The organism is Brucella sp. BE17 (assembly GCF_039545455.1).
Classification (GTDB): Bacteria; Pseudomonadota; Alphaproteobacteria; order Rhizobiales; family Rhizobiaceae; genus Brucella.
In genome coordinates this window covers 681,944-695,954 of record NZ_CP154467.1, presented here as the reverse complement: position 1 = coordinate 695,954, position 14,011 = coordinate 681,944, and the positions used below count along the sequence as shown (strand labels likewise).

Here is a 14,011-nt window from a genome sequence, read left to right as displayed (position 1 = left end):
TATGCATCTGTCATCGGGCCAAATCAGCTGTTGACCGCTTCTTTCAGGCCTTTGCCAGCCGAGAATTTCGGCACATTGCGGGCCGGAATAGCGACTTCATTGCCCGTCGAAGGATTACGACCAGTCGAAGCTGCACGGTGAGAAACCGAGAAAACACCGAAGCCCGGAAGACGAACTTCTTCGCCAGCCTTGAGTGCGCCGGTCACAGCGGCGAGCACAGCGTCAACAGCCGCACCAGCATCAGCCTTCGTCAAACCGCCCTTTTCCGCAACTGCGGCAACCAATTCGTTCTTGTTCATTGGTATTTCCTTTCTGTGTCTACCGGAACGGATAACGCGACCGGATTGATCGGAGTTTATTCGAAAAGTTGGACAAACCAAGCCTGTCAACTGTAAAAAACCCCGGAAAACCGGGGTTAAACACAGAAATGCCGAGCAAAGAGCCCGGCATTTTGATTGTAGATCGTCTGAAGAGCGTGTCAGTGTGCTGTTGCGGCCCCTGCGTCATCATCAACCGAAGTGGTGGAAGGCGCTGTTTCGGGCTCCGTCCACTCAATCGGTTCGGGTTCACGAACCAATGCATGTTTGAGAACTTCGCCCACACGCGAAACCGGAACGATCTCAAGCCCGTTCTTCACGTTGTCCGGAATATCCGCCAGATCCTTGGCGTTTTCTTCCGGGATCAGAACCTTCTTGATACCGCCACGAAGTGCCGCAAGAAGCTTTTCCTTGAGGCCCCCAATTGGCAGAACCCGGCCACGCAAGGTGACTTCACCCGTCATGGCGATATCCTTGCGCACCGGAATGCCGGTCAGAACCGAGACAATGGCAGTAACCATTGCGATACCGGCCGAAGGGCCATCCTTCGGTGTTGCGCCTTCCGGCACGTGGACGTGAATATCCCGCTTGTCGAACAAAGGCGGCTCAATGCCGAAATCAATCGCACGCGAGCGGACATAGGAGGCCGCCGCCGAAATCGATTCCTTCATCACATCACGCAGGTTACCCGTGACGGTCATGCGGCCCTTGCCGGGCATCATGACACCTTCGATCGTCAGCAATTCGCCACCAACTTCCGTCCAGGCCAGTCCCGTAACGACACCGACCTGATCCTCACCGTCAATCTGACCGAAGCGGAACCGCTCGACACCAAGATAATCGGACAGGTTCTTATCAGTGATTTTCACCGACTTCGTCTTGCCTTTGACGATTTCAGTCACAGCCTTACGCGCAAGTGTCATCATCTCGCGTTCGAGGCTGCGCACACCGGCTTCACGTGTGTAAAGCCTGATCACGTTGCGTAGCGCTTCCTCGGAAACCGAGAATTCCTTGGGCTGCAAAGCGTGGTCCTTGATCGCCTTGGGCAACAGGTGCCGCTTGGCGATTTCCAGCTTTTCGTCTTCTGTGTAACCGGCAAGGCGGATGATCTCCATACGATCCAGCAGCGGGCCAGGAATATTCATCGTATTGGCGGTGGTCACGAACATGACGTTCGACAGATCATACTCGACTTCAAGATAGTGATCCATGAAGGTCGCGTTCTGTTCGGGATCAAGCACCTCCAGCATGGCCGAAGACGGATCACCACGGAAATCCTGTCCCATCTTGTCGATTTCATCGAGCAGGAAGAGTGGATTGGACTTTTTCGCCTTCTTCATCGACTGGATAACCTTGCCAGGCATCGAACCAATGTAAGTGCGGCGATGGCCGCGGATTTCAGCCTCATCGCGTACGCCGCCCAGAGACATGCGAACATACTCACGTCCCGTTGCCTTGGCGATCGAGCGCGCAAGCGAGGTCTTGCCCACGCCGGGAGGTCCAACGAGGCAGATGATGGGGCCCTTAATTTTGGTCGAACGCGCCTGTACAGCAAGATATTCGACAATGCGTTCCTTGACCTTGTCGAGGCCGAAATGCTCTTCATCAAGCACTTCCTGCGCAAAGTTCAAGTCCTGCTTAACCTTCGACTTCTTGCCCCATGGAATGGACAGGAGCCAGTCGAGATAATTACGCACGACGGTTGCTTCCGCAGACATCGGGCTCATGCTGCGCAGCTTTTTCAGTTCGGCCTGCGCTTTTTCACGCGCTTCCTTGCTGAGCTTGGTCTTGTTGATACGCTCTTCGAGTTCGGCAGCCTCATCACGACCGTCCTCACCGTCACCAAGCTCCTTCTGGATCGCCTTCATCTGCTCGTTGAGGTAATATTCGCGCTGCGTCTTTTCCATCTGGCGCTTGACGCGGCCACGGATGCGCTTTTCGACCTGCAGAACAGAAATCTCGGCTTCCATGAAGGAAAGGGCCTTCTCAAGGCGCTCGCGCACCGAAAGAATGGACAGCATTTCCTGCTTTTCAGGAATCTTAATCGCAAGATGCGAGGCAACCGTGTCGGCGAGCTTGGAATAATCGTCGATCTGGCTGGCTGCACCCACCACTTCCGGCGAAATCTTCTTGTTGAGCTTGACGTAATTCTCAAAGTCAGAAACCACCGAGCGGGCAAGAGCCTCAACCTCGACGGCATCCTCCTCTGGCTCAGGCAAACTGTCAGCATAAGCCTCGTGATAATCTTCACGGTCCGTGAATTTGGAAATTTTTGCGCGGCTCGTACCCTCAACCAACACCTTGACCGTACCGTCAGGAAGCTTCAGGAGCTGAAGCACATTGGCAATGGTGCCGATCTCATAGATTGCGTCAGCTGCCGGATCGTCATCGGCCGCGTTCTTCTGCGTTGCCAGCAAAATCTGCTTGTCCACGCCCATCACTTCTTCGAGTGCGCGGATGGATTTCTCGCGTCCGACAAAAAGCGGCACGATCATGTGAGGAAAGACGACGATGTCACGCAGCGGAAGAACGGCATAAAGCCCGTTGTCACCGCCCGTAGCAGAGCCACCCGATGGGGTCTTCTGTTCTATACCCGTCATTATCAAAGTCCTTTCTCAGGTCGTTCGACCCGATTGCCACGCAACACGCCCCCTTTAAGTGAGGCAGGTCGTAAAGCGTGCTTCGGTCCATAGTTGGAGAGCCGAACTCCTTAATTCAAGCGGCATTCATAGAATCGTTAATTATCCTGCGCCGCCGCTGGTTTTTCCACAAGTGCTGGCACTTACTATGCCCTGTTTACTGGTATTTTTCCCAAGCCTATCGAATTTTATCATATTCAGGAAATACGTTTTAAGTTTTTGTTTTCACGCATGTCTTTATCCCAAAACCGGTTCCCACTTTTGGGAGACATGCTTTCGCACGCGACATGAAAAAGGCCGCTCGCGCGGCCTCTTCACGATATGGTGTCCGATATCAGGCGGAAGCGTTGCCTTTTTCATCCTGCCGCTCGGCATAGATGTAAAGCGGCCGAGCGCTGCCATCGACGACATCGCCGGAAATGACTACTTCCTGCACGCCTTCCAGCGTCGGAAGCTCGAACATGGTGTCGAGCAAAATCTTTTCCATGATTGAACGCAGACCACGCGCACCCGTCTTGCGTTCCACAGCCTTGTTCGCAATGGCCCGCAATGCATCGTCATGGAACACCAGTTCGACACTTTCCATGTCAAACAGGCGCTGATACTGCTTGACGAGCGCATTCTTCGGCTCGGTCAGAATCTGTACCAGTGCATCCACATCAAGGTCTTCGAGCGTTGCAATGACCGGCAGACGACCAACAAATTCTGGAATAAGACCGAATTTCAGCAGATCTTCCGGCTCAAGTTCGCGGAAAATCTGGCCGATCCGGCGGTCATCGACGGCACGCACATTGGCACCAAAGCCAATCGAAGTCCGCTCACCGCGCGACGAAATGATCTTGTCGAGACCGGCAAAGGCACCACCACAGATAAACAGGATGTTCGTCGTGTCCACCTGCAAGAATTCCTGCTGCGGATGCTTGCGGCCACCTTGCGGCGGGACGGAAGCAACCGTGCCTTCCATGATCTTCAACAGTGCCTGCTGCACACCCTCGCCCGACACGTCGCGGGTAATAGATGGATTGTCGGACTTGCGGCTGATCTTGTCCACTTCATCGATATAGACGATGCCGCGCTGCGCGCGTTCGACATTGTAATCGGCGGACTGAAGCAGCTTGAGAATGATATTCTCGACATCTTCACCGACATAGCCCGCTTCCGTCAGCGTTGTCGCATCGGCCATGGTGAATGGCACATCGATGATACGCGCAAGCGTCTGGGCAAGATAGGTCTTGCCGCAACCCGTCGGGCCGACGAGAAGAATGTTCGACTTCGCCAGTTCGATATCGTTATTCTTTGACTGATGCGCGAGACGCTTGTAATGGTTATGTACGGCAACCGACAGGACGCGCTTGGCGTCTTTCTGTCCGATGACATAATCATCAAGCGTCGCCATGATTTCCTGCGGTGTCGGCACACCCTCACGCGATTTCACCATTGAGGATTTATTTTCCTCACGGATGATATCCATGCAGAGTTCGACACATTCATCGCAGATGAATACGGTGGGGCCTGCAATCAGCTTGCGCACTTCATGCTGGCTTTTGCCGCAGAACGAGCAATAGAGCGTGTTCTTGGAATCGCCGCCGCCGTTGCTGACTTTGCTCATCGCAGTTTCCTTTCAATTGACCGGGATGACAGCATCATTCAGTCCGATCGTTTCTTCCGGCCGTTCACTTGTTGCGGCTTGCTTGATCTGTTCAGGCCGCTCCGGGGAGAAACATATCTTTCCGCCCCTTAACAATCACCTGCTACCCAGCACTTCTATCACCGCCAGATGTCGCTGGTGAAAGCGACACCTGATCACTCTTGCAGAAGCCGCACCAGCGAACAAATGAAAATCGGCTCGCACATACAGATTCGGCATGTTTCATATCACTGTAGCGACAGAACCCCGAACAGATGCTTAACGCAATACGCCAAACATCACGTAGTTCCAAGAATTAAGCCCCTTTTGTGGCGAAAACACAAAAAACGGTTATTCCTGAAATGACCGGGCTTATTTCGCTTCGGCTTCACCAACCTCACGAGCCTCGACAACCTTGTCGATCAATCCAAACTCCAGCGCTTCCTGCGCCGTCATGAAGTGATCGCGATCCAGTGTACGTTCAATCGTCTCGTAATCGCGACCCGTATGCTTAACATAGATTTCATTGAGACGGCGCTTCATCTTGATGATGTCCTGCGCGTGACGCTCGATATCCGATGCCTGCCCCTGGAAGCCACCCGAAGGCTGGTGCACCATGATGCGGGCATTGGGAAGCGCATAGCGTTGACCGGTGGCGCCAGCCGTCAAAAGCAACGATCCCATGGAAGCCGCCTGCCCCATGCAAAGCGTGGAAACGGCCGGACGAATGAACTGCATCGTATCATAGATCGCCATGCCGGATGTCACCACGCCACCGGGCGAGTTGATATACATGTTGATCTCTTTTTTAGGGTTCTCGGCTTCCAGAAACAGAAGTTGCGCGCAAACCAGCATTGACATGCCGTCTTCGACAGGACCGTTGACGAAGATGATGCGCTCTTTCAGAAGGCGCGAAAAAATATCATAGGCCCGTTCGCCCCGGTTGGTCTGCTCAACGACCATCGGCACGAGGTTCATGACGGTTTCGATCGGATCTCTCATTATGGGCCTCTGCATATAAGAATGGCGAACTGCGGAATTTGAATCGTCTCACGCCCATACATAGGGCGTTGCGCCCCTGTTTCGCAAGTGGGACTCAGCTTTCCGATTTTCATGACAAATTTTGTGAAAACACGCATCGCGTCCAAAACGCTCAGTCCCAGTCCTCTTCAGGCTGTTCAGGCTTGATGCCGCGCTTTTCATCCAGTGTTTTGCGCGCTGTCTCGGTCAGCCGTGCCGTAATATGGACCGAACCATCTTCGAGGTCCTCACGCCCGATATCGCTGCCGTGGCGATAGAGCCAGTCCAGCAAATGCAACTCGAACGGTGAAAGCACGAGATCTACCGGTACGAGCGCGCCTGCGATTCTCGTCTCGATCAGCGCAAGCAGCCTGTCCACCCCCTCGCCGGTGATCGCCGAAAGAGGGATCGGACGCCCCTCCTCGCCACCAGCGGCTGCCAGACGAAGGGCTGCTTCGCGCGCGCTCTCATCAAGATTGTCAATCTTGTTCCAGATTTCCACGACACGCTCACGGTCGTGCGGTTCAACGCCCAGACCCGACAGGATAGTCTCGACATCTTCGCCTTGCGCAGCATTGTCGGGATCGGAAATATCGCGCACATGCAGGATAAGATCGGCTTCGACCACTTCTTCCAGCGTCGCACGGAAGGCGGCGACCAGATGATGCGGCAGATTGGAAATAAAGCCGACCGTATCGGACAGGATCACAGTTTCGCCATGCGGCAGGCGAATGCGGCGCAATGTTGGATCAAGGGTTGCAAAAAGCATATCCTCCGCCAGCACTTCTGCCCCAGTCATGCGGTTGAAGAGCGTGGATTTCCCCGCATTTGTATAACCCACGAGCGCAATCACGGGATGCGGCACCTTGCGTCGCTTCTGGCGATGCAGCGTGCGGGTGCGCACCACCGTTTCAAGCTCGCGCTTGATGCGCAAAATCTTTTCCTGCAACATGCGCCTATCGGCTTCGATCTGGGTTTCGCCCGGACCTCCGAGGAAGCCGCTACCGCCTCGCTGTCGCTCAAGGTGAGTCCAGCTTCGCACCAGACGACCTTTTTGGTAATTGAGATGCGCCAGTTCGACCTGCAGCGCCCCTTCCTTGGTGCGGGCGCGCTCACCGAAAATTTCAAGGATAAGGCCTGTCCGGTCAATAACCTTGACCTTCCACTGCCTTTCAAGATTACGTTGCTGGACCGGCGTCAGGGCGTGATCGACAATAACAAGATCGATTCCCATCTCTTGCACGACGTCGGCGGTTGCTTCGACCTTGCCGGTGCCAAGAAGCGTTGCTGGTCGTGGATTGGCAACGATGACGATTTCGGCGTGTACAATATCGAGACTGATGGCACGCGCCAGACCCACAGCTTCTTCAAGCCGGGCTTCATGGGAACGCTGAAACTGCGCCCGCGGCCCATCCTCACCCGCAGCACTGTTATAGCGCTCCGGTAAAATGGGCACCACAACAGCGGCGCGAGTTGGCTCCGGTTCTAACAGAGCAAAGTCTTTTTGCGCATCGTCTGGTGATGCGTGTTTATCTGTAGAACTGGTCAAGTGGATTCACTCCGGGGAACAGCAAAGAGACATAATATCTGCAAAATAGGGCGGGAACCCGTGTGTTTCAAACAAAACCCTTCCGGCAGATATGTGCAGACCAAACGACAAAAGCGCCGATCTGAAAAATCAGATCAAAGGCGCTCTTATCAATTTGATCTTTGGAAAGACGAAAAGCCTCAGGCTTCCTCGCCTTCAAACATCTGCACAGGCTGGCTTGGCATGATGGTCGAAATAGCATGCTTGTAGACAAGCTGGGAATGACCATCGCGGCGAAGCAGCACACAGAAATTATCAAATGAAGTGACAATACCCGTCAGTTTCACGCCATTGATCAGAAAGATCGTTAGCGAAATCTTCTGCTTGCGTACGGAGTTGAGAAAAAGATCTTGAAGATTTTGCGATCGTTCAGCCATTGTTTTTATTCCTTTAATCGATCAGCAGCCTGTCCGCGATGCGTTAGACGAGCATGCGCATGCATATAAATCAAGCACCGGAATGCACGAAACCGGCACTCATTCGCAATTGCTGTGGAAAGACAGATGCTTCCCCCTTCGGCCTCGGTTAACAGGAGTGAAATTTTTGCGCAACCGGCAATTTAGTCTAACGCATGCAAATTGGCGTTACAGCAGATATAGTGATGGCATACAATGGTTGACGTCAAACCAATGCTTTGACCCGATCCATCGCCCAGACATAGAAGCTGCCGGAGCGTAACGACACCACCTCCTTGTGTTTTTTGTGAATGTGAAACCCGATGAAATCGGGATGTCTTAAAGGTTCCAGTCCATAGGCCGGATCATAGATTCGCGTGGCATCGCGCCCGACCCAGTAATAGAAATTCTCTTGCGGAGCCGCGGTTTTAAAATTCCCGTATTTGCGAGCAAGCCGAGAAATACCGTCATTTCCGAAAACGGTGATACCGATCGAGGCTGGCGTCACTTCCTTGCCAATCATGCGGTAGTAAAGCGGACGCAGCTTTCCCCGCCGGATACCGAGCCAGCGCGGCAAGGGATATGAGGCACCAATATAGGTTTCGAACTCATCGATGATCGGATGATCTTTGGGAAGATAGAGTGCCGATACGCCGACGCGAAAACGGTTCTCGCGTGCGAGATAAGGAACCGAAGGGTCGGGGTGAAACTGCTTTACCAGATAGACATCCGTATCCAGCCATACCCCCTGCTCATGCTTCATCAACATGATACGGAAGAGATCGCTAAATTGGACTATTGTCCGCCGGGTTCGCAAATTGGGATAATTTGGATCAAGCCGCCTGAACGTCTTCTCCGGCAAGATCGTTTCCGCATCGTGCAGTTCAACACCGGCGGGCAAGTTTTCCACCGGCGCATAGGTAAAGAGTTTTACCCGCTGGCCCGTCATCACCATGGATGCAAGGCAGATACGATCAACCTCGCGCAAACGTGGACCATACCAGAAGGTACAGATATCCATGACACCCCTCAATAAAAAAGACCATATCGCCCAAGAAATTATTCAAAAAAACTCGAGACTTACACGGAACATTTGTTCCACATGTTTAACGGTATCGGAAGTAGCGAATATGACCACGCGGTCCTTCGGTTTTATTCGAACGTCGCCATTGGGGCGGATAACCTTCCCGTCACGATAGATCGCACCGATTCTTAGACCTACTGGCAGATCAAGATCGCGCAATGGTGCTCCGACAAGCGACGAAGTTTCGAGTGCTTCGGCTTCAATGATTTCAGCCCGGTCACGATATACGCTATAGACAGCGCGGATACGCCCGCGCCGGACATGCTGAAGAATTTTGGAAATCGTCACAGCCTTTGGATTGATATAGGCGTCGATCCCGACCATGGACGTGAAATCCTGATAGGCAACCGTGTTGATAAGCGCCATGTTGGTCTTGCAACCAAGTCGTTTGGCCATGATGCTGGACAGAATATTGACCTGATCCTGATTGGTCAGCGCCACCATCAGATCGGCGTCCTGCACTTCGGCTTCCTGCAACAGCGCCTGATCAAGCGCGCTACCGTGCAGCACCATCGTTCGCTTCAAATGGTCCGCGACGAGAAATGCCCGCTCCTGATCGCTTTCAATCATCTTCACACGCGTCTGCCATTTGCGCTCTTCAATCGCCTTTGCGACGTAGAGCCCGATATTGCCGCCGCCTACGATGACGATGCGGTGTGCTTCCGGCTTTTCGTGCCCGAACAGCGCCAATGTGCGACGGACCTGCTCTCGCGTCGTCACCACATAAGCGAGATCGCCGGCATTCAACTCGTCCGATGAGCGCGGGATGAAAAGGCTGTCGTTTCGCACCACGCCGACGACTGTAGCTGCAAGATCGGGAAACAGATCGGTCAATTGCTTGAGCGGCGTATTGATGACCGGGCATTCCTCCAGACACTCGATGGCAAGACCGATGATCTTGTCGTCCGCAAAGCGTAAGACGTCATTGGCGCCCTGAAGGGCGATGCGGCGCAGCACCACCTCGCCCACTTCGAGTTCTGGCGAAATGATCACATCGATCGGAAGGTTTTCGCGCAGGAAAAGGTCCTGATATTCATCCTGCAGATAGGACTGCGCGCGAATGCGGGCAATTTTAGTCGGAACGTTAAAAACCGAATGCGCCACCTGACAGGCCACCATGTTGACCTCATCGGATAGCGTTACGGCAATGATCATGTCGGCTTCATCCGCACCGGCTGCCGCCAGCACATCAGGATGCGAGCCGTGGCCGACAAAGCCGCGCACGTCCAGCGTATCGCGCACGATCTCGATATGACGCGCCGAAGTATCAATGACCGATACGTCATTTTCTTCCAGCGACAGACGCTCGGCTATGCCGTACCCGACCTGCCCCGCCCCGCAAACGATAACCCGCATATGCGCTCCGTATGATTGAACTGAAGTTCCTTATACGCCGAGCGATTTCAATTTGCGATGCAATGCCGAGCGTTCCATGCCGACAAATTCGGCGGTACGCGAAATATTGCCACCGAAACGGTTGATCTGGGCAATAAGATATTCCTTTTCAAAGCGTTCCCGTGCTTCGCGCAATGGCAGGGCCATGATGTGCTGGTCTGAATCAGTGGGTGCACGCGGCAGGGTGTCGCCAATTTCAGCAGGCAAAAGATCGGCAGTGACCGGTGCGTCCGGGTCATCCCCACGTGCCAGAATCATCAGCCGTTCAACATTGTTGCGAAGCTGGCGGATATTGCCCGGCCAGCTATGCGCCTGCAAAACGGCCATGGCATCCTCGCGGATATTTCGCGGCTTGATTCCCGCCTGCTCGGCAATCTGCTTCATGAAATATGCGACAAGATCTGGAATATCCTCGCGGCGAGCAGCCAATGGCGGCACCTGCACCGGTACCACCGAGAGACGATGGAATAAATCCTCTCGAAACACACCTTCGGCGATCATGCCTTCGAGATTCTGCGCCGTGGAAGAAATGATACGCACATCAACCTTCACGCGCTTGGTGCCGCCGACGCGTTCGAACTGCTGGTCAACCAAAACACGCAAGATCTTGTTCTGGGTCTCGCGCGGCATGTCGGCGATTTCATCCAGATAAAGAATGCCGCCATGCGCTTCTTCCAGCGCTCCGACCTTGCGCTCACCACCATCCATTTCCGTGCCAAAGAGCTCGATTTCCATACGCTCCGGCGTGATAGCTGCGGCATTAAGTGTTACGAACGGACCGTTGGCGCGGCTCGATTGTGCATGAATGGCGCGTGCCACCAGTTCCTTGCCGGCGCCAGACGGTCCGGTGACCATGATACGGCTGTTGGTCGGCGCCACGCGCTCGATTACCTGACGCAACTGGCTCATTGCGAGCGAGTTGCCGACCAGTTCGAGCGTATGCCCGGACCGCTTGCGCAGGTTGGAGACTTCGCGCTTGAGTTTGGAGGTTTCCAGCGCCCGATCGGCGACGAGTATCAGCCGATCGGCCTTGAACGGCTTTTCGATAAAATCATAGGCGCCACGGCGAATAGACGACACTGCCGTTTCGATATTGCCATGTCCGGAAATCATCACGACTGGCAGATCAGGGTGCATCTTCTTGATTTCATCCAAAAGGGAAAGGCCATCGAGGCGACTGCCCTGAAGCCAGATATCGAGAAAGACCAGCCGGGGCACGCGGTCGCCAATTGCCGCCAGCGCGCTATCCGCATCAGATGCAGTTCGCGTTTCATGCCCTTCGTCACTCAAAATACCGGCTACGAGTTCCCGAATGTCGGCTTCATCATCAACTACCAGAATATCGGCTGCCATATCAGTTCACCTGCCCAGCTATATCAAATTTATCATTTCCGGCACCGCTAACGGCCGCAACGTTTTCCTGCTGCGGAAAAATCATTCTTATCATTGCGCCCCGTCCTCCATGAAAATTAGCTGGTGCGTCATGCAATTCCAAACTCCCGCCATGGTCCTCAACGATCTTGCGCACGATGGCCAGTCCAAGACCCGTGCCTTTTTCGCGCGTTGTCATATAGGGTTCGAGCAATTTTTGCCGGTCATCACCCGGAAGGCCTTTGCCATTGTCGATCACGTCGACCGAAAGGTGCCCTTCAGAGCTGTAGGAGCGGACGAGGATATGCCCCTCGCCGCGATCTTCCTTTGGCAGCGCGTCAATTGCCTCGCTGGCATTCTTGATAACATTGCCAAAAGCCTGTCCGATCAAGCGGCTATCAAACGATCCTATCAGCTTTTGCGAACCAAAATCATTTTCGAATTTGATATCGCTGCGGCTCACCTCGACAAGGAAAGACGCCTCGCGCAGAGCTTCACGCAGATCCATAGACCGGATTTCCGGCTTAGGCATGCGGGCAAAAGCCGAAAACTCATCGACCATGCGACCGATATCGCCCACCTGACGGATAATGGTGTCGGTACATTGATCGAACACTTCCCGATCCTCGGTGATTACTTTGCCATAACGGCGGCGAATGCGCTCTGCCGAAAGCTGGATGGGGGTCAGTGGGTTCTTGATCTCATGCGCGATGCGGCGCGCGACATCGGCCCAGGCGGATGATCGTTGCGCCTGAACCAGATCGGTGATGTCGTCGACGGTGACCACATAGGAATGGTCGTCGGATGCCGCGTCTTCCACGGTCAACTGTACATTGAAAGTTCTGGCCCCACCACCGCGCGTCATGCTGACCTGCTCGCGATGCACAGTCTTTCCGCCAGTACGTGCAACCTCGAAAGCCTGGCCTATTTCAGGCGCAATCCGGGTCAGGTTCTTACCGATGGCCTCCTGCGAGGTAACCCCGAACATATGTTCAGCTGAGCGGTTGAGGATCGATATGGAGCCATCATTCTCAATGCCGATGACGCCCGCCGTAACCCCAGAAAGCACCGCTTCGGAGAACCGTCGACGCTCATCAATCTGGTCCTTGGCGGAGATCAATTCGTTACGCTGGCTATTGAGTTCGGCAACCATATTGTTGAAGGTGCCGGACAAAGCACCAACATCGCCGTCGGACGAGCGCACCGGCACCGACACGTCGAGATTGCCAGCCGTAACCTCATCAGCTGCGCCGATCAAAAGGCGGATGGGACGTACCAGCCGGTCCGCGACCGCAATCCCCGTCCAGATCGCCGAGAGAAGCACGATCAGCGTCAGACCGAAATAAAGCAGCGCAAAGGCGATCTGGGTCGGAATGCGGGTGGCATCCATTTCCTGATAACGCTGTGTATTTGCCTCCATCAGGCGCATGGCATCCAAAATCTGTGAATCTACCGAACGCACCGTATAGAGATAAACGTCTGGTATCTCGCGCATCTTGATAAGCGCGCCAACAAAATTACTGTTTCCGGGCGGGATAATAACCGGCTTGCCATCGGGAGCGGTTTTAAGCGCATCCTCGGTCGGTGGTGGCAGGCGGCTTTCAATGCCGGTATCGCTTTTTACCACCACATTGCCGTTTTCGCGCACCAGAAATGCGCCCAGCAAGCCACGGCCTCGCGTCTGCAAGGTTATTAATTCGATGAAGCCGCCGCGGTCGAGGCTGTAGAGTGTGCGCTGGGCGTCAAGGTCCTGCAGCATGGAATAGGACGTGCTTTGCAGATTGAGTGCCGTCTCTCGAATATAGGCAGTCGTCAGGCTTTGCGACGAACTGACGATGTCACGCGTATTGGTATCAAACCATCTGTCGAGGCCGAGATTGAGCGTCACTGAAGCAACGATTGCGACCACGATTGCCGGTACAGCCGCGATTAGCGAAAATAGCGCAACGATACGCACATGCAGCCGCGATGCCGCCTTGCCGAGCCTTCGTGCCGTTACGATGCGGTAGATTTCACGGCAGATCAGCAGGATAAGGAAAACAATCAGCGCAACATTGACGATCACCAGAACAAGCGTAACCGTGCGGTCAGGCGTCAATGGCGTTACGCCGATCAAAATGGCAAACGAGATGGAAGCGGTAATCAGCGCGGAAACAACCGTAATGATGCCAGGCAAGGCCAACAGCCTGCGCCCCTCGCCGCGATACGAAGGCTGCTCTTCCTGCTGCTGTGTAGTTGCCAGATTCGCTGTGTTCATATTAACCATGATACCCAATAGCGTTGCATCTATGCAACGCATTGTGGCGGAAATGCAACTTCTGTTTCTGCGAGATATTTATTGCATCGAAAAAAGGCGGTCCGATCCGATTGCGTTGTGTCAGAGTTTTTCATCGCCATAACCGGCAAGATAACGAATATCTATTGCCAACTGCCGCTGTGAAAGATGTTTGATGATTTGACGACCTTAAAGAATAAGTGCAAAATCCCCTGTTATGGAAACAACGCGGTATGTTTTTATTCTGATCGCCGCAGCACCCTTCCTGATATGGGGGGCTGTTCTGTTTTGTCTGTTCGC

10 protein-coding genes are annotated in these 14,011 nt (G+C 54.0%); all 10 read right to left on the bottom strand.

The window, feature by feature from the left end; all coding sequences use genetic code 11:
- Positions 1-23 precede the first annotated feature (23 nt).
- Entirely contained in the window at positions 24-299 is a 276-nt protein-coding gene (locus AAIB41_RS03380; protein WP_343314197.1) for an HU family DNA-binding protein, read from the bottom strand.
- A 179-nt stretch (positions 300-478) separates the two neighbouring features.
- On the bottom strand, positions 479-2,917 hold the full coding sequence (lon, locus tag AAIB41_RS03375; RefSeq protein WP_343314196.1) for an endopeptidase La: 2,439 nt from the start codon (positions 2,915-2,917) through the stop codon (positions 479-481).
- A 373-nt stretch (positions 2,918-3,290) separates the two neighbouring features.
- On the bottom strand, positions 3,291-4,565 hold the full coding sequence (gene clpX / locus AAIB41_RS03370; protein ID WP_343314195.1) for an ATP-dependent Clp protease ATP-binding subunit ClpX: 1,275 nt from the start codon (positions 4,563-4,565) through the stop codon (positions 3,291-3,293).
- 390 nt (positions 4,566-4,955) lie between these two features.
- On the bottom strand, positions 4,956-5,585 hold the full coding sequence (gene clpP, locus AAIB41_RS03365) for an ATP-dependent Clp endopeptidase proteolytic subunit ClpP (RefSeq protein WP_343314194.1): 630 nt from the start codon (positions 5,583-5,585) through the stop codon (positions 4,956-4,958).
- A 151-nt stretch (positions 5,586-5,736) separates the two neighbouring features.
- Complete coding sequence (gene hflX, locus AAIB41_RS03360; RefSeq protein WP_343314193.1) at positions 5,737-7,152, bottom strand: GTPase HflX; 1,416 nt, start codon at positions 7,150-7,152, stop codon at positions 5,737-5,739.
- Positions 7,153-7,331: 179 nt separating this feature from the next.
- Positions 7,332-7,568 carry an RNA chaperone Hfq gene (gene hfq / locus AAIB41_RS03355; protein ID WP_002964239.1) on the bottom strand — a complete coding sequence of 79 codons (237 nt, stop codon included), beginning with the start codon at positions 7,566-7,568 and terminating at the stop codon, positions 7,332-7,334.
- 244 nt (positions 7,569-7,812) lie between these two features.
- The gene (locus AAIB41_RS03350; RefSeq protein WP_343314192.1) at positions 7,813-8,607 is read right to left on the bottom strand and encodes a hypothetical protein; all 795 of its coding nucleotides are present in this window, start codon (positions 8,605-8,607) and stop codon (positions 7,813-7,815) included.
- Between the two features lie 42 nt (positions 8,608-8,649).
- Complete coding sequence (gene trkA / locus AAIB41_RS03345) at positions 8,650-10,026, bottom strand: Trk system potassium transporter TrkA (protein ID WP_343314190.1); 1,377 nt, start codon at positions 10,024-10,026, stop codon at positions 8,650-8,652.
- 30 nt (positions 10,027-10,056) lie between these two features.
- Positions 10,057-11,418: a sigma-54 dependent transcriptional regulator gene (locus AAIB41_RS03340; protein WP_343314189.1), complete on the bottom strand. Its 1,362-nt coding sequence runs from the start codon at positions 11,416-11,418 to the stop codon at positions 10,057-10,059.
- Between the two features lies 1 nt (position 11,419).
- Entirely contained in the window at positions 11,420-13,735 is a 2,316-nt protein-coding gene (locus tag AAIB41_RS03335; RefSeq protein WP_343314188.1) for a PAS domain-containing sensor histidine kinase, read from the bottom strand.
- Positions 13,736-14,011: the final 276 nt, after the last annotated feature.

Excerpts from the sequence above, each read along its gene's own strand:
- AAIB41_RS03380 (WP_343314197.1), bottom strand. The coding sequence starts at position 299 with ATGAACAAGAACGAATTGGTTGCCGCAGTTGCGGAAAAGGGCGGTTTG.
- lon (WP_343314196.1), bottom strand. The coding sequence starts at position 2,917 with ATGACGGGTATAGAACAGAAGACCCCATCGGGTGGCTCTGCTACGGGC.
- clpX (WP_343314195.1), bottom strand. The coding sequence starts at position 4,565 with ATGAGCAAAGTCAGCAACGGCGGCGGCGATTCCAAGAACACGCTCTAT.
- clpP (WP_343314194.1), bottom strand. The coding sequence starts at position 5,585 with ATGAGAGATCCGATCGAAACCGTCATGAACCTCGTGCCGATGGTCGTT.
- hfq (WP_002964239.1), bottom strand. The coding sequence starts at position 7,568 with ATGGCTGAACGATCGCAAAATCTTCAAGATCTTTTTCTCAACTCCGTA.
- AAIB41_RS03350 (WP_343314192.1), bottom strand. The coding sequence starts at position 8,607 with ATGGATATCTGTACCTTCTGGTATGGTCCACGTTTGCGCGAGGTTGAT.
- trkA (WP_343314190.1), bottom strand. The coding sequence starts at position 10,026 with ATGCGGGTTATCGTTTGCGGGGCGGGGCAGGTCGGGTACGGCATAGCC.
- AAIB41_RS03340 (WP_343314189.1), bottom strand. The coding sequence starts at position 11,418 with ATGGCAGCCGATATTCTGGTAGTTGATGATGAAGCCGACATTCGGGAA.
- AAIB41_RS03335 (WP_343314188.1), bottom strand. The coding sequence starts at position 13,735 with ATGCGTTGCATAGATGCAACGCTATTGGGTATCATGGTTAATATGAAC.